The 21,196-nt window shown below is 74.3% G+C and carries 18 protein-coding genes; 11 read left to right on the forward strand and 7 right to left on the reverse strand.

Features of this window, described 5'->3' with window-relative positions; translation table 11 throughout:
• Window positions 1-89 precede the first annotated feature (89 nt).
• The 4 genes from IF01_RS0108890 (at window position 90) to IF01_RS0108905 (ending at window position 3,131) form a co-directional block, all read left to right on the forward strand.
• Window positions 90-728: an AIM24 family protein gene (locus IF01_RS0108890; RefSeq protein WP_078879803.1), complete on the forward strand. Its 639-nt coding sequence runs from the start codon at window positions 90-92 to the stop codon at window positions 726-728.
• Window positions 728-1,378, forward strand: coding sequence for an AIM24 family protein (locus IF01_RS0108895; protein WP_030392757.1), 651 nt, complete (start codon window positions 728-730; stop codon window positions 1,376-1,378). Before IF01_RS0108890 ends, IF01_RS0108895 begins: the two co-directional genes overlap by 1 nt.
• Window positions 1,379-1,641: 263 nt before the next feature.
• Window positions 1,642-2,457, forward strand: a complete 816-nt coding sequence (locus IF01_RS0108900) for an AIM24 family protein (RefSeq protein WP_030392758.1) — start codon at window positions 1,642-1,644, stop codon at window positions 2,455-2,457.
• A 149-nt stretch (window positions 2,458-2,606) separates the two neighbouring features.
• Window positions 2,607-3,131 (forward strand): MarR family winged helix-turn-helix transcriptional regulator, encoded by a 525-nt coding sequence (locus tag IF01_RS0108905; protein ID WP_078879804.1) that lies wholly within the window; start codon window positions 2,607-2,609, stop codon window positions 3,129-3,131.
• Window positions 3,132-3,195: 64 nt separating this feature from the next.
• Here IF01_RS0108905 and meaB read toward each other — a convergent pair whose 3' ends face one another.
• Both meaB and IF01_RS0108915 read right to left on the reverse strand, forming a co-directional pair.
• Entirely contained in the window at window positions 3,196-4,152 is a 957-nt protein-coding gene (meaB, locus tag IF01_RS0108910; RefSeq protein ID WP_030392760.1) for a methylmalonyl Co-A mutase-associated GTPase MeaB, read from the reverse strand.
• Window positions 4,153-4,238: 86 nt separating this feature from the next.
• Window positions 4,239-5,432, reverse strand: coding sequence for an acetyl-CoA C-acetyltransferase (locus IF01_RS0108915; RefSeq protein ID WP_030392761.1), 1,194 nt, complete (start codon window positions 5,430-5,432; stop codon window positions 4,239-4,241).
• Between the two features lie 254 nt (window positions 5,433-5,686).
• On the opposite strand from IF01_RS0108915, the gene mce reads away from it, so the two are divergent.
• From mce to IF01_RS0108930, 3 genes are all read left to right on the forward strand, one after another.
• Entirely contained in the window at window positions 5,687-6,130 is a 444-nt protein-coding gene (gene mce / locus IF01_RS0108920; protein WP_030392762.1) for a methylmalonyl-CoA epimerase, read from the forward strand.
• Window positions 6,131-6,628: 498 nt separating this feature from the next.
• Window positions 6,629-11,023 carry a polarized growth protein Scy-related protein gene (locus IF01_RS0108925; RefSeq protein ID WP_030392763.1) on the forward strand — a complete coding sequence of 1,465 codons (4,395 nt, stop codon included), beginning with the start codon at window positions 6,629-6,631 and terminating at the stop codon, window positions 11,021-11,023.
• Between the two features lie 107 nt (window positions 11,024-11,130).
• Window positions 11,131-12,060, forward strand: a complete 930-nt coding sequence (locus IF01_RS0108930) for a coiled-coil domain-containing protein (RefSeq protein ID WP_030302799.1) — start codon at window positions 11,131-11,133, stop codon at window positions 12,058-12,060.
• A gap of 70 nt (window positions 12,061-12,130) precedes the next feature.
• On the opposite strand, the gene IF01_RS41470 is transcribed toward IF01_RS0108930, so the two are convergent.
• Both IF01_RS41470 and IF01_RS0108940 read right to left on the reverse strand, forming a co-directional pair.
• Window positions 12,131-12,472 carry a hypothetical protein gene (locus IF01_RS41470; RefSeq protein ID WP_037779413.1) on the reverse strand — a complete coding sequence of 114 codons (342 nt, stop codon included), beginning with the start codon at window positions 12,470-12,472 and terminating at the stop codon, window positions 12,131-12,133.
• Window positions 12,469-13,269 (reverse strand): alpha/beta fold hydrolase, encoded by an 801-nt coding sequence (locus IF01_RS0108940; protein WP_030392765.1) that lies wholly within the window; start codon window positions 13,267-13,269, stop codon window positions 12,469-12,471. The genes IF01_RS41470 and IF01_RS0108940 overlap by 4 nt, the downstream gene beginning before the upstream one ends.
• Window positions 13,270-13,361: 92 nt before the next feature.
• Between IF01_RS0108940 and IF01_RS0108945 the strand changes: the two genes are divergently transcribed.
• A complete protein-coding gene (locus tag IF01_RS0108945) occupies window positions 13,362-14,366 on the forward strand; it encodes an ABC transporter ATP-binding protein (protein WP_051755034.1) in 1,005 nt (334 codons plus the stop codon).
• Window position 14,367: 1 nt separating this feature from the next.
• A complete protein-coding gene (locus tag IF01_RS0108950) occupies window positions 14,368-15,132 on the forward strand; it encodes an ABC transporter permease subunit (protein WP_030392767.1) in 765 nt (254 codons plus the stop codon).
• 34 nt (window positions 15,133-15,166) lie between these two features.
• Here the strand turns inward: IF01_RS0108950 and IF01_RS0108955 are convergent, their stop codons facing one another.
• On the reverse strand, window positions 15,167-15,490 hold the full coding sequence (locus IF01_RS0108955) for an Rv1322 family protein (protein ID WP_030392768.1): 324 nt from the start codon (window positions 15,488-15,490) through the stop codon (window positions 15,167-15,169).
• Between the two features lie 228 nt (window positions 15,491-15,718).
• Here IF01_RS0108955 and IF01_RS0108960 point away from each other — a divergent pair, with 228 nt between their 5' ends.
• The gene (locus IF01_RS0108960) at window positions 15,719-17,026 is read left to right on the forward strand and encodes an LLM class flavin-dependent oxidoreductase (RefSeq protein ID WP_078879805.1); all 1,308 of its coding nucleotides are present in this window, start codon (window positions 15,719-15,721) and stop codon (window positions 17,024-17,026) included.
• Window positions 17,027-17,137: 111 nt separating this feature from the next.
• On the opposite strand, the gene IF01_RS0108965 is transcribed toward IF01_RS0108960, so the two are convergent.
• The gene (locus IF01_RS0108965) at window positions 17,138-17,530 is read right to left on the reverse strand and encodes an SCO5389 family protein (protein ID WP_030392770.1); all 393 of its coding nucleotides are present in this window, start codon (window positions 17,528-17,530) and stop codon (window positions 17,138-17,140) included.
• Between the two features lie 511 nt (window positions 17,531-18,041).
• On the opposite strand from IF01_RS0108965, the gene nucS reads away from it, so the two are divergent.
• On the forward strand, window positions 18,042-18,701 hold the full coding sequence (gene nucS / locus IF01_RS0108970; protein ID WP_030392771.1) for an endonuclease NucS: 660 nt from the start codon (window positions 18,042-18,044) through the stop codon (window positions 18,699-18,701).
• Between the two features lie 15 nt (window positions 18,702-18,716).
• Here nucS and IF01_RS0108975 read toward each other — a convergent pair whose 3' ends face one another.
• The gene (locus IF01_RS0108975; protein ID WP_157855187.1) at window positions 18,717-21,146 is read right to left on the reverse strand and encodes an ATP-binding protein; all 2,430 of its coding nucleotides are present in this window, start codon (window positions 21,144-21,146) and stop codon (window positions 18,717-18,719) included.
• Window positions 21,147-21,196 lie beyond the last annotated feature (50 nt).

The raw sequence follows: 21,196 nt of genomic DNA on the forward strand, positions 1-21,196 counted from the left end.
CGGAGTCCGGGCGGCCGCTTTGTACCGGACGCGTACCAGAACCAGGCTCCCCCTCCCCGGCCCGGCCCGCCGACCGCTACATTGCGGCCGTGGCACAGTTTCGACTCCAGGGGTCCAAGACGCTCGCCGTCGACATGACCGGCGACCTCGTGAAGGCCAAGAACGGTTCGATGGTCGCGTACACCGGCCAGATGAACTTCAAGAAGCTCAGCGGTGGTGGTGACGGCATCCGCGGCATGGTGACCCGTCGGCTCACCGGCGAGCAGATGACGGTCATGGAGGTGAAAGGACAGGGCACCTGCTACTTCGCCGACCAGGCCACCGAGATCAACCTGGTACGGCTGAACGGCGAGACGCTCTACGTCGAGTCCGACAATCTGCTCTGCACCGAGGGCACGCTCAAGACCGGGACCAGCTTCACCGGCCTGAACGGCGTCTCCTCCGGCAACGGCCTGTTCACCACCAAGGTCGAGGGGCACGGCTGGGCCGCCGTCACCTCCAAGGGGCCGGCGATCATCCTCCGGGTGTCCCAGGGCATGCCGCTGCGGGTCGACCCCGGCGCGTACGTGGCGCACACCGGCAACCTCAACCGCTCCATCAAGTCCGGCGCCGGCTGGAGCACCTTCATCGGCGAGGGCGGCGGCGAGGCCGTCCAGGTGGAGTTCACCGGCGAGGGACTGGTCTACGTGCAGCCCTCCGAGAAGCTGACCGTCGGGGGCGACGTCTGATGGCGTTCACGAAGATCAACAGCAAGATGATCGAGGCCCGGGTCGTGCCGGGCCAGCGGCTGTTCAGCCAGCGCGGCGCGATGCTCGCGTACACCGGCGAGGTGCGGTTCACGCCGAACATCACCGGCGGCCAGGGCGGCGTCATGTCGATGATCGGCCGCCGGGTGGCCAACGAGGACACCCCGCTGATGACCGTCGAGGGCCAGGGCACCGTGATGTTCGGCCACGGCGGCCACCACGTCCAGGTGATCGACCTGACCGGCGACACCCTGTACGTCGAGGCCGACCGGCTGCTCGCCTTCGAGGGCTCGCTGCAGCAGTCCACCATGTTCATGGGCTCGCAGGGCGGCGTGATGGGCATGGTCCGCGGCCAGGTGACCGGCCAGGGCCTGTTCACCACCAAGCTGGACGGCCACGGCGCGGTCGCGGTGATGGCGCACGGCGGCGTCTTCGAGCTGCCGATCACCCCGAACCAGCCGGTGCACGTCGACCCGCAGGCCTACGTCGCGCACCGCGGCCAGGTCCAGAACAAGCTGTCGACCGCGCTGGGATGGCGCGACATGATCGGCCGCGGCTCCGGCGAGGCGTTCCAGCTGGAGCTGTCCGGGCACGGCACGGTGTACGTGCAGGCGAGCGAGGAGAAGCTCTGATGTCCTACCCGCCGCAGCCCCCGTACGGGCAGCCCCAGGACCCGTACGGCCAGTCCCCGTACGGCCAGCCGACCCAGCCCGGCTACCCCGCCGCCCCGCCGCCCGGGTACCCACAGCCGGGCTACCCCCAGCAGGGCCAGCAGCCGTACCCCCCGCAGGGCTATCCGCAGCAGGGCGGCTACCCGCCGCCCCCGCCGCAGGGCTACCCGGCCCAGCCGCCGCAGCAGTACGCCCAGGAGCAGTACGGCGGCGCCCAGGCCCCGCTGCCCAAGGCGCAGGACGGCACCGGTCCGGTCGTCCACGACGTGCACAGCCTGCCGTCCAACGACAACGTCAACCCGTACGCCTTCTCGGTGGACCTCAACGGCTCGTACTTCCTGCAGAAGGGCAAGATGATCGCCTACTACGGCGACATCTCCTTCAAGGGCGTCGGCGCCGGCGCGATCGACCGGATGCTCGGCCAGCACTTCAACTCGCCGATGCACGCGGCGGACTGGGTGGTCGCCGAGGGCCGCGGCAAGCTGCTGCTGGCCGACCGGGCCTTCGACCTCAACTCCTACGACCTGGAGGAGGGGAACCTGACGGTCCGCTCGGGGAACCTGCTGGCCTACGAGCCCACCCTGCGGCTCAAGCAGTCGATCATCCCGGGCTTCCTGACCCTGATCGGCAGCGGCAAGTTCGTCGCCGCCTCGAACGGGCCGGTGCACTTCGTCGAGCCGCCGATCCGGGTGGACCCGCAGGCGCTGGTCGGCTGGGCGGACTGCCCGGCGCCGTGCCACCACTACGACCACGACTACATGCACGGCGTGATCGGCGGCCTGCGCCGGCTCACCGGGCTGGGCGGGGCCTCCGGCGAGGAGCACCAGTTCGAGTTCATCGGCGCCGGCCAGGTACTGCTGCAGTCCAGCGAGGTGCTGATGGCCGAGCGCGCCGTCGGCCAGGTGCACGCCGAGGCCGGGGTGCCGATGGGCGGGGTGCCGGGCCAGCACGGCGCCGGCCACGGCAACAGCCAGCTGCCGAACGTGAACGTGCCCGGTCTCGGTAACCTGGGCGACCTCGGGCGGCGCTTCGGGCTCTGACCCGCCCCGCCCGTCCCACCGGTCCTGCCGCCGGTCCGGCCGCGGCGCCGCGCCTCCCGCGCGGCACCGCGGCCGGATCGCGACGGCCTCAACCGTGTGAACCCCGGTAAAGTCGTACAACATTGAACTAAGTGCGCTATCGTAGAACCATGGACACGCACATCGTCGACCCGGCAGACGCCTCGGCCCCGCAGCCCGAAGGGCCCGAGGAGGAGACCCCCTGGCTGACCGTCCGGGAGCAGCGGTTGTGGCGCGCCCACCTGGAGGTCGCCAAGCTGCTGGAGTACCAGCTGAGCCGCGAGCTCCAGCCGCACAACCTGGCGATCAACGACTACGAGATCCTGGTCGTGCTCTCCGAGGCGCCCGAGCGGCGGCTGCGGATGACCGACCTGGCCACCGCGACCCTCCAGTCGAAGAGCCGGCTCTCGCACCAGATCACCCGGATGGAGAACGCCGGCCTGGTGCTGCGCCAGGAGTGTCCCGGCGACCGCCGCGGCCTCTACGCCAACCTCACCGAGCAGGGCTGGGAGACCATGCAGCGGGTCGCGCCCTGCCACGTCCGCAGCGTCCGGGCCCACTTCATCGACCGCTTCACCCCCGAGCAGCTCGACGCGATGTACGAGGCGCTCGCCCCCGTCGCCGAGCACCTGCGCGGCCTGCGCGGACGCGGCTGAGCGTCCCCGACCGAGCCCCCGCGGCCCGGCACCCCGGACGGGGGCGCCGGGCCGCTGTGCGGGCTCAGCTGGTGGTCAGGCCCGCCACCAGCCGGTCGGAGGCGCCGTACGGGTCCAGCTCGCCGGCCACCACCTTCTCGGCCAGCGCGGCCAGCTGCCGGTCGCCGTGCAGGTCGCCGATCCGGGCGCGCAGCGCGGCCAGCGCGATCGCCTCGATCTCCTGGGCCGCCCGGCGGCGGCGCCGGACCACCAGCTCGCCGTGCTCCTCCAGCCAGGCGCGGTGCTTCTCCAGCGCCTCCACCACCTCGTCCACGCCCTCGCCGCGGGCCGCCACGGTCTTCACGATCGGCGGGCGCCAGGCCCCCGCCTCGCGGGCCTCGCCGAGGCCCAGCATGTGGTTCAGCTCCCTAGCGGTGGCGTCGGCGCCGTCCCGGTCGGCCTTGTTGACCACGAACAGGTCGCCGATCTCCAGGATCCCGGCCTTGGCGGCCTGGATGCCGTCGCCCATCCCGGGGGCGAGCAGCACCACCGCGGTGTCGGCCTGCGCGGCGATCTCCACCTCGGACTGGCCGACGCCCACGGTCTCGACCAGGATCACGTCGCAGCCGGCCGCGTCCAGCACCCGCAGCGCCTGCGGGGCGGCCCAGGACAGACCGCCCAGGTGGCCCCGGGTGGCCATCGAGCGGATGAACACCTCGGGGTCGGTGGCGTGGTCCTGCATCCGGACCCGGTCGCCGAGCAGCGCGCCGCCGGAGAACGGCGAGGACGGGTCGACCGCCAGCACGCCGACCCGCTTGCCCAGCCGCCGGTAGGCGGAGACCAGCGCCGAGGTGGAGGTGGACTTGCCCACGCCCGGCGAGCCGGTCAGCCCGACCGTGTAGGCGTGCCCGGTGTACGGCGCCAGCGCTGCCATCACCTCGCGCAGCTCCGGCGCGGCGTTCTCGACCAGTGAGATCAGGCGGGCGACGGCCCGCGGACGGCCCTGCCGGGCCTGCTCGACCAGGGTCGGCACATCGATCATGGGTGGGTCTCCTTGCGCCGAAGGGCTGCGCCCCGCTTGTGGCGGTGCGCAGCCCCGGTGTGGTTCGGTCGGTGGGCCGGTGCGGGTCAGGCCTTGGGGACCCGCACGATCAGCGCGTCGCCCTGACCGCCGCCGCCGCAGAGCGCGGCCGCGCCGATGCCGCCGCCGCGGCGCTTCAGCTCCAGCGCGAGGTGCAGCACGACCCGGGCGCCGGACATCCCGATCGGGTGACCCAGCGCGATCGCGCCGCCGTTGACGTTGACGATCTCCGAGGAGACGCCGAGGTCCTTGGTCGACTGGTGGGCGACGGCGGCGAAGGCCTCGTTGATCTCGATCAGGTCGAGGTCCTCGACCGCGATGCCCTCCTTGGCCACCGCGTGCTTGATCGCGTTGGACGGCTGCGACTGCAGCGAGTTGTCCGGGCCCGCGACATTGCCGTGCGCGCCGATCTCGGCGATCCAGCTCAGGCCCAGCTCCTCGGCCTTGGCCCTGCTCATCACGACCACGGCGGCGGCGCCGTCCGAGATCTGCGAGGAGGTGCCGGCGGTGATGGTGCCGTCCTTGGTGAACGCGGGGCGCAGCCGGGCCAGGCCCTCGACCGTGGTGTCGGCGCGGATGCCCTCGTCCTGGCCGAACACGACCGGCTCGCCCTTGCGCTGCGGGATCTCCACCGGGACGATCTCGGCGTCGAAGATGCCGTCGGCCTGCGCCTTGGCCGCGCGCTGGTGCGAGGCGGCGGCGATCTCGTCCTGGACCTCGCGCGGGATGCCGAGCCGGGTGTTGTGCTTCTCGGTGGACTCGCCCATCGGGATGTTCTCGTAGGCGTCGGTCAGGCCGTCGTGGGCCATCGAGTCGAGCAGCTCGATCGCGCCGTACTTGTAGCCCTCGCGGGACTTCGGCAGCAGGTGCGGGGCGTTGGTCATCGACTCCTGGCCGCCGGCCACCACGATGTCGAACTCGCCGGCCCGGATCAGCTGGTCGGCCAGCGCGATGGCGTCCAGGCCGGAGAGGCACACCTTGTTGATGGTGAGCGCCGGGACGTTCAGCGGGATGCCGGCCTTGACGGCGGCCTGGCGGGCCGGGATCTGGCCGGCGCCGGCCTGGAGCACCTGGCCCATGATCACGTACTGGACCTGGTCGCCGGTGATGCCGGCCCGCTCCAGCGCGGCCTTGATGGCGAAGGAGCCGAGCTCCGCACCGGAGAAGCCCTTCAGGGAGCCGAGCAGCCGGCCCATCGGGGTCCGTGCCCCGGCAACGATCACAGAGGTGGTGTTGGTCATGGGACGAGCCCCTTCGCACGTCGTGGCCAGGTGGAGGATTCCGCTCAATGTACTGACCTGTTACCCGCCCGTCACCGGACCCATGGTGTGATCGAGCGCACTGGCACACTCCGGTCAACACCGTGCCGACCCGGCCCGGGTGAACCCTGCCGGGTCCGTGTGAGCAGGCTCGCACCCCGATCGGTGGCGCCGCCGACCGTCATGCGCTGCACTGTTGCCGTCCTGTCACGCCCGCCCCTCACCGGAGGCCATCCGTGCTCACCCGCATCGACCACATCGGCATCGCCTGCCGAGACCTCGACAAGACGGTCGAGTTCTACCGCGCCACCTACGGTTTCGAGGTGTTCCACAGCGAGGTCAACGAGGAGCAGGGGGTCCGCGAGGCCATGCTCAAGATCAATGACACCGGCGACGGCGGCGCCTCCTACCTCCAGCTGCTGGAGCCGATCCGGGAGGACTCCCCGGTCGGCAAGTGGCTGGCCAAGAACGGCGAGGGCGTCCACCACATCGCCTTCGGCACCGGCGACGTCGACGCCGACTCCGAGGAGATCCGCGCCAAGGGCGTCCGGGTGCTCTACGACGAGCCGCGGATCGGCTCGATGGGCTCGCGGATCACCTTCCTGCACCCCAAGGACTGCGGCGGGGTGCTGACCGAGCTGGTCACCGCCGCCGAGCCGGGCGCGCACGAGGGCCACTGACGCCTCCCCCGGGTGCCGCCGCGGGGCGGTACCCGGGTCTCCGGAGCCCCGCCGCGGCCATGACCGGCCGGTAACCTCGGCGGTCGGGCCGGAAAACCCCCACGCGACCGTTCCCCCGCCACACGCTCCCACTACAATGCCCAGGTGCGCGAAGACTCCGGGGGACGGAGGCGACGGGCACGGCCGAAGACAGGCCCGTCCGCCCCGGTGGGAGGCCCGTCGCAGGGGAGTCCACTACGCGGGCACGGCTGAACAGTCGCAAGACGGATCTGTCACCATTCTCCACAAGGCAAGAGTTCGCCCAGGAGTCCACCCGGACGGGGGAATGCGGATCGACCGCGCTCCCACGCCCCGGACTCCGACGACGCGGGCGGACGTTCCCGGTACGACGGGGGCGTCCGGACGGCCGCGATGCAAGGACCAGTCGGACGGCACCCGGACCACGGGAGCGGACCGGCCGGGTCGAGGACGCGACCAGGAGATGGATGGGACCGCGGAGTGCGGGGCTACGACCGCTACGAGGTTGACGATCACCTCTCCCAGTTCGAGGCCGAGATGGATCGGACTCGGAAGGAGCGGGACAAGTCAGTCGAGCATGCCGAGGACCTCGCCTACCAGGTGGAGGTGCTCCGAGCCAAGCTGCACGAATCCCGCCGGATGCTCGCCCAGCCGCGCGCCTTCGACGCCGTCTCCGGCCAGGCCGAGCAGATGCTCCGCACGGCCGAGATGCAGGCCCAGCAGCTGCGCGCCGACGCCGAGCGCCAGCTGCGCGAGTCCCAGGCCGCGACCCAGCGGATCATGGCCGAGACCGCCGAGCGCACCGCCCGGCTGGAGGCCGAGCTGGCCGCCCGCCGCCGGCAGCTCGAGGACGAGCTCGCGGAGCTGCGGCGCAGCGCCGAGCAGCACGTCAACGAGAACGTCAGCTGGGCCGAGCAGGCCCGGGCCGGCACCGAGCAGGAGGCCCAGCGCCTCCTCCAGGAGGCCCGCGGCGAGGCCGACCGGCTGATGGCCGCGGCCCGTGCCGAGGCCGCCGCCCTCGCCGACCAGGCCCGCGCGCAGACCGCCGCCGACGTGGACGCCGCCCGCGGCGAGGCCCAGGCCGCCGCCGAGGCCGCCCTCCACCGTGCCCAGAACGACGCCGAACGGCTGCTGCGGGCCGCCTCCGAGCAGGCCCAGCAGGCCGGCGCCCAGGCCGCCGCCGACGTGGACGCCGCCCGCGGCGAGGCCCAGCTGCAGCTCGCCGTCGCGCACGCCGCCGCCGAGCAGGAGCTGGCCGCCGCCCGCGCCGAGATCGGCCGGCTGACCGAGGTCGCCGCCGCCGAGCAGGCCCACGCCGAGCAGCAGCTGTCCCACGCCCAGGCGGAGATAGCACGACTGCGCGCCGAGGTCGCCGCCGAGGCCGAGCGGGCCCGGCAGGAGGCCGCCGAGCTGCGCGCCAGGACCGAGGCCGCCGCCGAACAGCTCCAGGCCGAGGCGGAGGCCGCCGCCGAGCGGCGGGTCGCCGACGGCGAGGCCGCCAGCGAGCAGCGCTCGCAGACCGCCCGCGCCGAGGTCGCCCGGATGGTCGCCCAGGCCACCAAGGAGGCCGAGGCGATCCGCGCCCAGGCCGCCACCAGGAAGGCCGAGGCGGACGCCGCCAAGGCCGCCGCCGCCGAGGAGAGCGAGCGGCTGCGCGCCACCGCCGAGTCGGTGGCCGGCCAGCTGCGCTCCGAGGCCGAGGCCGCGATCGCCGAGATGCGGGCGCAGGCCGAGCGGGACGTCACCGAACTGCGGGCCCAGGCCGAGAGCGCCGCCGAGCGGCTGCGCGGCGAGGCCGAGGAGGCCGGCCGGGCCGCCGGTGCCGCGGAGGCCGCCGCCCACCTGGCCAAGGCCGCCAAGAGCGCCGAGGAGATGCTCGACCGGGCCGGCCGGGACTCCGAGGCCACCCGCACCGGGGCCACCGCCGAGGCCGAGCGGATCAGGACCGAGGCCGCCGCCGAGGCCGAGCTGCTGCGCGAGCAGGCCCGGGCCGCGGTCGAGGCCGCCCAGAACGCCGCCCTGGACGACGCCGCCGCGATCCGCGAGCGGATCCAGGAGATGCAGGACGAGGCCGCCCGGCTGCGCGCCGAGGCGGAGGAGCTGCGCGCCCAGGCCGCCGCCGAGGCGGAGCGGGTGCGCAGCGAGGCCCGCCGGCAGGCCGTGGTGCAGATCGAGGAGTCGGCGAAGACCGCCGAGGAGCTGCTCACCACCGCCAAGTCCGACGCGGACGAGCTGCGCTCCGGCGCCGCCGCCGAGATCGAGCGGCTGCGCGAGCAGGCCAAGGAGCAGGCCGCCGAGACCCAGGGCCGGGCCGAGCAGACCCTGGAGCGGGCCCGCGCCGAGGCCGCGAAGATCACCGCCACGGCCGAGCAGCAGGGCCAGGACGCGCTCACCGCCGCCAAGGCCGCGGCCGCCGAGAACCGCTCCGCGGCCGAGCGGGAGACCGCCGAACTGCGCCGCGAGGCAACCGAGTTCGACCAGCAGCTGCGGGCCTCGGCGAACGCCGCCGCGCAGGCCCTGCGGGCCGACGCCCAGGCCGAGGCGAACGCCGTCCGGGACGCCGCCGTCGGCGCCGCCGAGCGGCTGCGCACCGAGACCGACAGCGAGACCGCCCGCAGCCGGGCCGAGGCCCAGGCCGCCGCCGAGGCGCTGCGCGAGGAGAGCCGCCGCGAGCGCGAGGAGGCCTCCGCCGGGCTGCTCCGGGAGCGCGAGGAGACCGCCGAGCAGCTGGCCGCCGCCAAGGCGGCGCGCGAGCAGGCCGAGGCCGCCGCCGAGGAGCTGGCCGGGCGCACCGCCGCCGAGGCCGCCGCCGTCCGCGAGGCCGCCGACACCCACGCCGAACGCGTCCGCACCGAGGCCGAGACCGCCGCCGCCGACCTCACCGAACGCACCGCCACCGAGACCGCCCGCCTCCGGGCCGAGGCCGAGGCGGCCGCGGCGGAGCTGCGCGAGCGGGCCGAGGCCGAGCGGACGCTCGCCGACGAGCAGGCCGCCACGGTCCGCGCCGAGGCCGGCCGCGAGCTGTCCGAGGCCCGGGCCACCGCCGCGGCGATCCGGGCAGAGGCCGGCGAGGAGCTGGAGCAGGCCCGGCGCGACGGCGAGGAACTGGTCGCCGCGGCCAGGACCGAGGCCGCCGCCCTGGTCGAGGCCGCCGAGGAGGAGGTCGCCGAGGTCCGCCAGTCGGTGGCCGGGCTGCACGAGACCGCCTCCCAGCAGATCGCCGAACTCCGGGCCACCGCCGAGCGGGAGGCCGCGGAGCACCGCGAGCAGGCCGAGCGGGCCGCCGCCGAACTGCGCGACACCGCCGACCGCGAGACCACCGAACTCCGGGCGCTGGCCGACCGCGAGACCACCGAGCTGCGTGACACGGTCGAGCACGAGGTGGCGGAGCTGCGCGCGACCGCCGAGCGGGACACCGCCGACCTGCGGGCCCGCACCGAGGCCGAGACGGCCGCGCTGCGCGAGCAGACCGAGTTGGAACTCACCGCCGAGCGCGAGGCCGCCGAGGCCGAGCTGGCCCGGCACCGGGCCGAGGCCCTGGCCTGGGACGAGCAGCTGCGCGCCGAGGCCGACGACACCCTGCGGGCCGCCCAGGAGGCCGCCGAGCGGCAGCGCGCCGAGGCCGAGGAGCTGGCCGCCCGGACGGTGGCCGCCGGCGAGGACCGGGCCGCCGCCGGCATCGCCGAGGCGGAGGAGTTCGCCGCCGCGCTGCGGGCCGAGGCCGAGGAGTACGCGCTCGCCACCCGCACGCTCGCCGACGACTACGACGCCGACACCCACGCCCGCGCCGACGCCTACGACGCGGACACCCGCGAGGCCGCCGAGCAGTTCGACAAGTCCACCCGCGAGCACGCCAAGTCCGTGCTGGAGAAGGCCTTCGCGGACGCCGAGTCGCTCGGCGAGGACGCCCGCACCACCGCGCTGGCCACCACGGCCGCCGCCGAGGAGCAGGCCGACGCGATGGTCGCCGCCGCCCGCAAGGAGGCCGACCGGCTGGTCGCGGCCGGCGAGGCCACCGGGCAGGAGGCCGTGGAGAAGGGCCGCTCGGACGCCGACGCCCTGCTCTCCGAGGCCCGCCGGGACGCCACCGCGATCCGCGAGCGCGCCGAGGAGCTGCGCGAGCGCACCGACGCCGAGGTCGAGGCCCTGCACGAGCGCGCCCGCAAGGAGAACGCGCAGGCCATGAAGTCGGCCGGCGAGCGGGTGGACGCCCTGGTGACGGCCGCCCAGGACCAGCTGACCGAGGCCGAGGAGCAGGCGGTCGCGACCGTCGCCGAGGCCGAGGACCGGGCGGCGGCGCTGGTCGCGGGCGCCGAGGACCGCGCCAACGAGCTGACCTCGGAGGCGTCGAGCGAGGCCAGCAAGGTCCGGCTGTCCGCCGTCCGCAAGGCCGAGGGCCTGCTGAAGGAGGCCGAGACCAAGCTCGCCAGCTCCACCGACCGCGCCGAGGCCCTGATCGTCAAGGCCGAGGCCAAGCTGAAGTCCGCGCAGGACGAGGCGGAGGAGCGGCTGGAGTCGGCCGCGGCCGAGGCCGAGAAGCGGCTGCGGGCCGCCGACCGGACCGCGGACGAGCAGATCGAACTCGCCCGGGCGGAGGCCGAGCGGCTGCTCGCCGAGGCCAGGGCCGAGGCGCAGCGGGTCACCGACGAGGGCCGGCGCGAGCTGGACGAACTGGTGCGCCGGCGCAAGGACATCAACACCGAGATCTCCAGGGTGCAGGACGTGCTGTCCGCGCTGGAGGCCTTCGAGGCACCGTCACCGGTCGCGCAGGCAAACGGGGGAAGTACGAAGAAGGACGGGGGTGCCAAGGCCGGTGCCGGAATTGGCTCCCCCCGATCGGGTGGCAATCGCTCCAAGAGCGCACCACCCGATTGAGCGGACATTGTCCGCGGGACAACGGCGTTTCGCCGCCGACACTCCGGTACCGTGTCAGGATTCCCTCAACCACCTCAGCGGTTTGACGACAGGAAGCCCAGAACCCCATGAGCGACAGTCACTCCCCTCACGGCTTCGACCTGGTGCGCCGTGGGTACGAGCGTGCCCAGGTCGACGAGCGGATCACCAAGCTGGTGGCCGACCGTGACAGTGCCTTGACCCGGATCAGCGCACTCGAGAAGCGCATCGAGGAGCTCCACCTCGAGACCCAGACCGCCCAGGCGGCGGTCGCCGAGGCGGAGCCGTCGTACGCCGGTCTCGGCGCCCGGGTCGAGAAGATCCTGCGCCTCGCCGAGGAGGAGGCCAAGGACCTGCGCGAGGAGGCGCACCGCGCCGCCGAGCAGCACCGCGAGCTCGCCGAGGCCGCCGCCCAGCAGGTTCGCACCGAGGCCGAGAACTACGCCAAGGACCGCAAGGCCAAGGCGGAGGACGAGGGTCTGCGGATCGTCGACAAGGCCAAGAGCGACTCCGCCCAGCTGCGCGCCGAGGCAAACAAGGACGCGCAGAACAAGCGCGAGGAGGCGGACGCCCTCTTCGAGGAGACCCGCACCAAGGCCGCCCAGGCCGCGCTGGAGTTCGAGACCAACCTGGCGAAGCGCCGCGAGCAGTCCGAGCGCGACCTGGCCGCCCGTCAGGCCAAGGCCGAGAAGCGGCTGGCCGAGATCGAGCACCGGGCCGAGCAGCTGCGCCTGGAGGCCGAGAAGCTGCGCACCGACGCCGAGCGCCGCGCCCGCCAGACCGTCGAGACGGCCCAGCGCCAGTCCGAGGACATCGTGGCCGACGCCAACGCCAAGGCCGACCGGATCCGCAGCGAGTCCGAGCGCGAGCTGGCGGCGCTCACCAACCGCCGCGACAGCATCAACGCCCAGCTGACCAACGTCCGCGAGATGCTGGCGACGCTGACCGGCGCGGCCGTGGCCGCCGCCTCGCTGCCGAACGACGACACCATGGGCGTGCCCGCCCAGCAGTCGCGCTGACGCACCCCGCGAGCCCCGACGGCCCCCGCCCCTCCCGGGCGGGGGCCGTCCGGCTTCCCCGGAACAGGCTTCAGGGGTTGTCGGACAACCCGTAGCGCGGGTAGGCGCCGTCCGGCCGCTGGTGGCCGTGGCTCAGCTGGTTGCCCTCGTCGTCCGAGACGGTGCCGAACCACGAGGTGCACCAGACCGACACCGAGTCCGGCCAGTACTGCACCTCGAACGGGTGACCCGGCCCGTAGTCGCCGTACGAGGTGACGATGAACGTCTCCCCCGGGCGCATCCAGTAGTCCTCCCCCAGTGGCTCCAGGGTCAGTTCGAGCAGTCCGTCGCCCCGGTTCGTCAACGGGATCCGGCCGGTCACCTCCAGGGCGGAGAAGTCCCAGCCGCCGGCCTCCGCACGGTCCTCCTTCATCCCGCCGCCACCACCCGCTCCAGCAGCCGGCGCGCGACCGCGTCGAAGGCCTCCGGCGCCTCGATCGCGCTCAGGTGCCCCACCCCGGGCAGGACGGTCAGCTCGGCGTCCGGCAGCGCCCGCGCCATCAGCTCGGCCTCGGTGACGGGCATCAGCGCGTCCTCCGCGCCCGCCAGCACGGCCGCCGGCACCCGCACCCCGGCCAGGACGTCCAGCCGCTCCGGACGGGCCGCCATGGCCCGCTGCGCCCAGGCGACGGTGGCCGGCGGTGCGGCGGCGATCATCCCCTCCACCCGGTCCACCAGGTGCTGGGAGTCGGGACCGAGCTGGCCGGCCGCCATGCGCTCGTCGAGCAGCAGCCGGACGCTGTCCCGGGCCAGCACCGCGGCGGCGATCCGCTCCCGGTTGGCCCTGGCCGGCCCGGGGTCGGCGGTGGCCTTGGTGTTGGCCAGTAGCAGGCCCGCCAGCCGGTCGGGGTGGCGCTCGGCGAAGGCCAGCGCCACATAGCCGCCCATGGAGAGCCCGCCGAGCACCGTCCGGTCGATCCCGGCGGCGTCCAGCAGTCGGGCCACGTCGTCGGCGACGGTGTCCAGCGAGGGCTCCTCGGAGCCCAGCCCGGCACCGCCGAAGCCGCGCTGGTCCGGGGCCACCACCCGGGCCCGGTCCCCGGTCGGACCGGGCAGCGTCTCCAGTTGGGCGGACCACATGGCGGCACTGAGCGGAAAGGCGTGCAGCAGCACGAGGGGAGTTCCGGTACCGCTCTCGCGGACCGACACTGCGGAGGGGAGCTGGGTCATGGGGCCACCGTATTCCGGTGCGCCCGGCGGGCCCACTCAGCGGGCCGCCTTGTCCGCTTTGTCATAGCCTGACGGAGAGTAAGGGAGCAGCGATGATCGAGTTGCACGACCTGACCAAACGTTACGGCAAGACCCTGGCCGTCGACCGGCTGAGCTTCAAGGTCCCCCAGGGCGTGGTCACCGGGTTCCTGGGGCCCAACGGGGCCGGGAAGTCCACCACGATGCGCATGATCCTCGACCTCGACCGCCCCACCGGCGGCCGGGTCACCATCGACGGCAAGCGGTACGGACAGCTGAGCGAACCCCTCAAGTACATCGGCGCGCTGCTGGAGGCCAAGGCCGTCCACCCCGGCCGCACCGCCCGGGACCACCTGCTCTGGCTCGCCCAGAGCAACCGGATCCCCGAGCGCCGGGTCGACGAGGCGCTCGGGCTGGTCGGCCTCACCCCGGTCGCCCGCAAGCGGGCCCGCGGCTTCTCGCTCGGCATGGGCCAGCGCCTCGGCATCGCCTGCGCGCTACTCGGTGACCCGGAGATCGTGATGTTCGACGAACCGGTGAACGGGCTCGACCCGGAGGGCATCCTCTGGATCCGCAACCTCATGAAGCGCCTCGCCGCCGAGGGCCGGACCGTCTTCGTCTCCTCCCACCTGATGAGCGAGATGGCCGTCACCGCGGACCACCTGGTGGTCATCGGCCGCGGCCGGCTGCTGGCCGACCTGCCGATGGCCGAATTCATCCGGCGCAACTCCCGCTCCGCCGTCCGGCTGCGCACCCCGCAGCCCGAGCGGCTGCTCGACGCGCTGGCCGGCGCCGGAGTGCGGCACGAGGCGGGCCCGACGGGCTCGGTCGAGGTGGTCGACGGCGACCTCGCCGCGCTCGGCGAGCTGGCCGCCGCGAACGGCGTGGTGCTGCACGAACTCAGCCCGCAGCAGGCCTCGTTGGAGGAGGCGTTCATGCAGATGACGGCCGACGCGGTGGAGTACCACGCCGGCGACGGACCGGGCCGGGACGCGGCCGGCGCACCCGGCGTCTGGGGCGCCGACTGGAAGGGCGGGGCGGCGGGCCAGCCGGCCGCCCGCGGCACGGAGGAGAACTGAGATGGCGTCCTTCCCCGCGGTCCTGCGCTCCGAGTGGACGAAGATCCGCAGCGTCCGCTCGACGATCTGGACCCTCGCGCTGACCTTCGTGGTCACCCTCGGCGTCGGCGCCCTGCTGTCGCTGCTGACCAACAACAACTTCGAGGAGTTCCGCAGCGACAACACCCCCTTCGACGCCACCGGCACCGCCTTCTCCGGCATCCTCCTGGGCGAGCTGGCCATCATCGTCTTCGGCGTCCTGGCGATCGGGAACGAGTACAGCAGCGGGATGATCCGGGTCACCCTGGCGGCCGTCCCGCAGCGCGGCACCCTGCTCACCGGCAAGGCCGTGGTGCTCGGGGGCCTCGCCCTGGCCGTCTCGCTGGTGACGGCCTTCCTGACCTTCTTCACCGGCCAGGCGCTGCTCGGCGACCACTCCACCTCGCTGGGCGAGCCGAACGTGCTGCGCGCGGTGTTCGGCGCCGCGCTCTACCTGACGATGCTCTGCCTCTTCTCGGCCGGGGTCACCACGATGCTGCACAACCAGACCCTCGCGCTGGGCGTGCTGGTGCCGTTCTTCTTCCTGCTCTCGCCGATCCTCTCGGCGGTGCCGGGCGCCAAGACCGTCGCCCACTACTTCCCCGACTACGCGGGCTCGCGGATGCTGCTGGTCTACGAGCAGAACGGCCAGCCGTACGGGCCGTGGGCGGGCTTCCTGATCTGCCTGGCCTGGACGGTCGCCGCGCTGGCCGGCGGCGCGCTGGTGCTGAAGAACCGCGACGCCTGAGCCGGTCGGGCGGACCGGTGCCGGCCGGTGCGGGTCAGTAGCGGGGAGCGCCGCGGCCGCGGAGCAGGTTCGAGGCCCGGCGCTCCCGAGCGCCCCAGCAGGCCCGGTGCCAGTGCCGCCGGTCGTCCACGCCCGCGCCGTGCAGCGGCCACGCCACCAAGTGCCCCGTCCCGGGCGGGATCTCCTGGTCGCAGCCCGGGCAGCGGTAGTGCCGGCCGGCCGTCCCCGCGACCGTCTGCACCACCCAGTCGTCGCCCTGGTAGCTCTCGGTCCGGCGCATCGAGCTGCCCATCGGGGCGGCCGGCTCCGCCCGGTCCGGTTCGGCGGCGCTCTTGATCCGGTTGCGTCGGGGCGACACGTCGGGCTACCTCTCTGCGGGGTGTCGGGAACCGTTCCAGCGTACGGCCGCACACCGGCCGGGTGGGCCACTATCACGGCATCGGAGGATGATCGGCTGTTTCCCCTGAGATCCACCCGATTCTCTGGGAAATTGGTGGTTCGGCGTGCCATTGGCACATGACATGGGCTACTCACGAGGGGACAGGCGGGGCCCGCAGACCCTGCGCGCACCCGAGGAGGCCTCACCATGACCCGAACCAGCACCCGCGCCGAGACCCGCCGGCCCGTCGGGGTCCGCCCGCCGGCTCCCGGCCCGGCGCTGACCCCCACCACCGTGACGGCCGCCGCCGGCACCCCGCTGCCGGCGGACCGGCGCACCGGCGCCGGCACGGCGGACACCGCACCCGTCCAGGTCGGCGCGTTCCTGCTCTCGGCGCAGTTCCCCGGCCAGACCCACGGGGAGGCGCTCGACCGCACCGTCCGCGCCGCCGTCGCGGCCGAACAGGCGGGACTCGACAGCGTCTGGCTGGCCGAGCACCACTTCGTCCCGTACGGGGTCTGCCCCAACGCCGCCACCCTGGCCGCACTGCTGCTCGGCCGCACCAGGCGGATCGGCATCGGCACGGCCGTCAGCGTGCTCTCCACCGTCCATCCGGTGGCCCTCGGCGAACAGGCGGCACTGCTCCACCTCACCTCCGACGGACGCTTCACGCTCGGGGTGGGGCGCGGCGGCCCGTGGATCGACCTGGAGGTGTTCGGCGGCGGTGTCGACGCCTTCGAAAGGGGCTTCCCGGAGCGGCTCGACCTGCTGCTGCGCTGGCTCCGCGGCACCCGGGTGGGCGCGGCCGGGCCGCAGTTCACCTTCCCCGAGGTCGCCGTGGTGCCCCGGGCCACCGAGCCGCCCCGGCAGCCGGACCTCGGCTCCTGGCTGGGCCTCGACGAACGGGCCGGCACCCTGCGGTTCCCCCGGCAGCGCCAGGACGTCGACGGCTCCGCCGAGGAACTCACCGCCACCGGCCGGCCGGTGGCGGGTCCGCCGATGGTGGTCGCCTGCACCTCGCCCGGCGGGGTCCGCACCGCCGCCGAGCGGGGCCTGCCGATGCTGCTGGGCATGCACTCCGGCGACGAGGACAAGCTGCACATGCTGGAGCTGTATCGTTCCGCCTGGCTCGCGGCCGGGCGCGGCGAGGAGCAGCTGCGGCGCATCACCCGCCAGCACGTCGCGGCCGGGGTCGCCCAGGTCGACGACCGCGCCTCGACGGCCCGGGCCACCCTGCTGCGCGCCATGCCCGGCTGGTTCGAGTTCGGGCTCGGCGCCCACCGCACGGTGGACGGCCGGGAGCGGAAGATGCGCGATCCGCACCAGTACACCGAGCTGCTCTGCGACCTGCACGCCGTCGGGACCCCGAAGCAGTGCGCGGACCGGCTGCTGGCCACCGCCGAACGGACCGGCATCCGCCGGTTCGCCCTGCTCGCCGAGGGCAGCGGCGACCGGGATGCCACCCTGCACAACATCGCCCGTATCGGCTCCGAGGTCCTGCCGCAACTGGGGTGAGGCACGGCCGCCGGGCACCCGTCAGGGGCCCGGCGGCCGGTACGGTCGTCGGACGAGAGCGCCGACCGTACGCACCGACAGAGGTGCCCCGGAGGCGAGCAGGTGACCTGCTCAGCAGTCCCGGAGTTCGTCGGACTGGTTGAGGAGTTGCTCGCGGACCGAGGTGAAGCGCTCGTACCGCTTCTTGTTGGCGGAGGACGGCCGGAAGACCGCCACCCGGTGACAGTTCTGGAAGGCCAGGCGGACGCCGAAGTGCCGTTCCAGGGCCCCCCGGATGGCGTCGCTGGCCAGTGCCCGCAGGAGCTGGCCGCGGGCCTGCTCGCTGGGCGGCGGTACGTGGTTGTCGGCGAAGTCGGTGCCGTCGACCTCGGCCCGGGCGACCAGCGAGCTGATCAGCTCCCAGGCGTACGGCAGGGAGACGCGGACGCAGTCGACGAACTCCCGCTCGTCGACCTCGTCCCGCGCGGCCTTCTCCAGCAGGGCCGGTGAGACGTCGAGCGACATGGATTCTCCTCTCGCGGTCCGCCCGCGCGGCGCGCGGGCGGTGAAATGCGTAGTCCAAGTCAGAGCTGAGGGTGAGGGTGTAGGCGCGTCTGTGTCCGGAACACCGTCGGACGGGTGTGACGCCGTCGGACGACCGTGTTTCCGGCAACACGCCGAGGCAGGGGCGCCGCTGGTGCGTCGAGGGACGCGGCCGGGGCGCCGCCCGCTTAGGACAGCGTGGCAGCCAACGACGGACCAGGCCGGTGGTTCCGGCGGATTCCTCCGGGAATACGCCCCTGTGCACCGGATTGGCCGGAACCTGTCGGATCGTTCATCTGAAGTCTCCATCCCCGTTGACAGCGCTCCCGCAAGCAAGCCGTCACACACCGTAGCTGTCTATGGTGATGGCCGCCAGGGTGCCGACAGGCTTTGACGGGATCGCAGGGCATCCATCGTGGCGGGGTTCGCGGATTCTTCACCCGGTCGTCGTGGAATCGCATCAACTGGCCCCGGTGGGCTAGCGTGGTCGACCGTGCGTCTCGTAATTGCCCGCTGCTCAGTCGACTATGCCGGTCGGCTCTCCGCCCATCTGCCCTCCGCCACCAGGCTCATCCTGGTCAAGGCCGACGGCAGCGTCAGCATCCACGCCGACGACCGCGCCTACAAGCCGCTCAACTGGATGTCCCCGCCGTGCGTCCTCAAGGAGGCCGACGGGGTCTGGACGGTGGAGAACAAGGCCGGCGAGAAGCTCATCATCACGTTGGAGGAGGTGCTGCACGATTCCTCCCACGAACTCGGGGTGGACCCCGGACTCATCAAGGACGGCGTCGAGGCACATCTCCAGGAGCTGCTCGCGGACCGGATGGAGGTGCTCGGCGCCGGCTGGTCGCTGATCCGCCGCGAGTACCCGACCGCGATCGGCCCGGTGGACATCCTGTGCCGCGACGCCGACGGCGCGACGGTCGCCGTGGAGATCAAGCGGCGCGGCGAGATCGACGGCGTCGAACAGCTCACCCGGTACCTGGAACTCCTCAACCGGGACCCGCTGCTGGCCCCGGTGAAGGGCATCTTCGCCGCGCAGGAGATCAAGCCCCAGGCCCGCGTGCTGGCCACCGACCGCGGCATCGGCTGCGTGGTGCTGGACTACGACGGGCTGCGCGGCATCGACGACGACAAGCTGAAGCTGTTCTGACCCCCGGCCGGCCGGTCAACCGGTCGGCGGAGGCGCCGGAGTGGACGTCGTCGGGCTCGCCGAGCCCGGCGACGTCGCCGTTCCGGAAGGGCTAGAGGTCGGGCTCGGGGGCTGGGTCGCCGTCGGGGAGGCCGTGGACGGGGACGGACTGGGGTCCCCGGGCGGCGGGGTGGTGCCGCCACCGGTCGTTCCGCCTGTCGACCCACCGGTCGTCCCACCGCCGCTCGTACCGCCCGCGGCGCCGCCGGTACCGCCCGCGGCGCCGCCCCCGGGGGGCTGCGGCGGGTTGGGGGCCTGGGTCTGCGGCGGAGTGGTGGCGGTGCTCGCCCCCGGGCTCGGCGAACCGCTCGGCTTCTTCGAGGCCGAGGCCGAACCCGAGGCCGACGGCGAGCCGGAGGGCGTCCGGGAGGCCGTGGTGCCGGCGCTCGGCGTACCGGCCGCCGACTGCTCCAGGACCGGCCCGCCCGTCGCTCCGGTGGCCGGCAGGGTGACCGGCGAGGAGGCCCCGGAGGCCGTCGGCCGGGGCGAGGACGGACGCGGCGAGGTCTCGGCGCCGGGCAGCGTGGAGCCGTCGTCGCTGCTGCTGTGCGGGTCGTTGCCGCGGTCCTCCCCGGTCACCGTCAGCCCGACCGCCGTACCGAGCACGCCCAGCGCCAGCACCGCCGCCGAGGCGGCTATGACCGTCCGTCTGCTCCGGCCCGGACCGGCCGCCGCGGCGGCGCCGATCCGCAGCGGCACCCGCGCGATGGCCCGGATGCCGGGCCTGCGGACGGATCCCGAACCGGCCGGGTCCGCGGCCGTCAGCTGGCGGCCCTCGGCCCGCAGCAGGTCGAGCATCCGGCGCGCCCCGGCCGCCCCGCGCACCTCGCCGAGCGCGGACCGCAGCGTCAGCGCGGCCTCCAACTCGGTGACGGCCCGCCCGGGTTCGCGGACACAGAGGGCGTACACCCCCAGCTCGTGGTGGAACCAGGCCTCGTCGGCCCCGGCGCCGGTCCGCCGGGCCGCCTCCAGGCCGAGCTGCAGCGCCCGCTCCCAGGCCCCCCAGCGCAGCGCCAGGGCCAGGGCCGGGGCCGCCGCCCGGGCCAGCCGCCGCACCGAGTCGTGCCGCCCGGCCTCCCGGTCGGCGAGCAGCACGCCGATCACCACCTCGGCCTCGGCCGCGATCTGCGACAACGAGACCGAGGAGTGCCCGACCCACCAGGAGAAGTGCTGGGCGGCGCCGTCCACGCTGTCCCGGGCCGGCCAGTGCGGGGCGAGCAGTTCCAGCGCCCCGGCGGTCAGCCGGTGGTGGCCGCCGATCGAGACCGCGAGCCCGGCGTCGGCGAGTTCGGCGAGCGCGCTCTCGCCCTGGCCGACGTCGATCAGGGCGGGCAGGTGCGGGGCGGTCGGGCACTCGCCGCCGAGGGCCACCGCGAGCCTCAGCACGGCCTGCGCGGTCTCGGTCAGCCCCTCGGCCAGCCGCACGGCGGGGAGGGTGGACTCGGCGACCGAGGGCAGCGGCACGGTGCCCCGCAGCGCCGCCTCGCGGACCGCCGGGTCGGGGTCGTGCACGGGCTCCCGGACGGCGCCGAAGACGTCCATCCGGTCCTCCTCGGCGGCGACCAGCGCGTCCACCGCGACGTCCCGCTGGCGCAGCAGCGCGGCGGCCTGGACGAAGCGCAGCGGCAGTCCCTCGGACTCGAACCAGAGGTCCACCGCCCAGGCCTTCTCCGCCGCGTCCAGCGGCCGTCCGGCCAGCCGGGCGGCGAGGGCCAGGCAGGCGGGCCGGGAGAGGCCGGCCACCAGGTGGTCCTGGAGCCGGGAGTCGGCCGGGAGCAGCGGGCCGTCGGCGGCGGAGGAGATCAGGAAGGCGCAGTCGGGGGCGGTGGCGAGCAGCGCCTCCAGTTCGGCGCCGTCGGGTTCGACCTCGTCGATGACGACGATCGCGCCGACGCCCGCGAGGTGCTCGGCGAGCTGGCCGGGGTCGGGGCGAAAGCCGGGGGCGTGGTGGGTCGCGGCGAAGAGCTCCTGGAGCAGGTCGGCGGCGGTGCGCCGGTGGCCGCGGAGCTGGACCACGCCGCCGGGGGCGAGGTCGCCGGCGGCCGCGGCGACGGCCGACAGCAGGGCGCTGCGGCCGGAGCCGGCCTGGCCGACCAGGCGTATCGAGCGCCCCTCGGCGAGCAGGCCGAGCAGTTGGGCGATGTCGGCCTCGCGGTCGAGCAGCGGGAGGTCGGCGGGGCCGGCGCCGAGCGCGAGCGGGCCGACCTGGCGGCCGGGGTCGCCGGCCGGGCCGCGGGCGGCCGCTCCCGGTTCGGTCCGGCGGGGGCGGGGGCGCCACTCCTCGGGACAGGGCCGGACCTCGGAGCCCTCGGGGCCGCCGACTCCCACCAGCAGTCCGCCGGAGACGAGTTCACCGTTCCGGGTGCGCACGGACTCCTGCCGGAAGTCCCCGGTTGGCTGTGCCACGTTCTGCTCCGCCCCACGCTCGCGCCGTCGCTCCGTACCGGCCGGCGTCG

The sequence above is a fragment of the Kitasatospora purpeofusca genome (assembly GCF_000718025.1).
GTDB classification, from domain to species: domain Bacteria; phylum Actinomycetota; class Actinomycetes; order Streptomycetales; family Streptomycetaceae; genus Kitasatospora; species Kitasatospora purpeofusca.

Bases quoted from the DNA above. Each gene is read 5' to 3' on its own strand.
- IF01_RS0108945 (WP_051755034.1), top strand. From the start codon at position 13,362: ATGATCGAGTTGCACGACCTGACCAAACGTTACGGCAAGACCCTGGCC.
- IF01_RS0108940 (WP_030392765.1), bottom strand. From the start codon at position 13,269: ATGACCCAGCTCCCCTCCGCAGTGTCGGTCCGCGAGAGCGGTACCGGA.
- IF01_RS41470 (WP_037779413.1), bottom strand. From the start codon at position 12,472: ATGAAGGAGGACCGTGCGGAGGCCGGCGGCTGGGACTTCTCCGCCCTG.
- IF01_RS0108960 (WP_078879805.1), top strand. From the start codon at position 15,719: ATGACCCGAACCAGCACCCGCGCCGAGACCCGCCGGCCCGTCGGGGTC.
- IF01_RS0108915 (WP_030392761.1), bottom strand. From the start codon at position 5,432: ATGACCAACACCACCTCTGTGATCGTTGCCGGGGCACGGACCCCGATG.
- meaB (WP_030392760.1), bottom strand. From the start codon at position 4,152: ATGATCGATGTGCCGACCCTGGTCGAGCAGGCCCGGCAGGGCCGTCCG.
- IF01_RS0108905 (WP_078879804.1), top strand. From the start codon at position 2,607: ATGGACACGCACATCGTCGACCCGGCAGACGCCTCGGCCCCGCAGCCC.
- IF01_RS0108950 (WP_030392767.1), top strand. From the start codon at position 14,368: ATGGCGTCCTTCCCCGCGGTCCTGCGCTCCGAGTGGACGAAGATCCGC.
- IF01_RS0108965 (WP_030392770.1), bottom strand. From the start codon at position 17,530: ATGTCGCTCGACGTCTCACCGGCCCTGCTGGAGAAGGCCGCGCGGGAC.
- IF01_RS0108930 (WP_030302799.1), top strand. From the start codon at position 11,131: ATGAGCGACAGTCACTCCCCTCACGGCTTCGACCTGGTGCGCCGTGGG.
- IF01_RS0108895 (WP_030392757.1), top strand. From the start codon at position 728: ATGGCGTTCACGAAGATCAACAGCAAGATGATCGAGGCCCGGGTCGTG.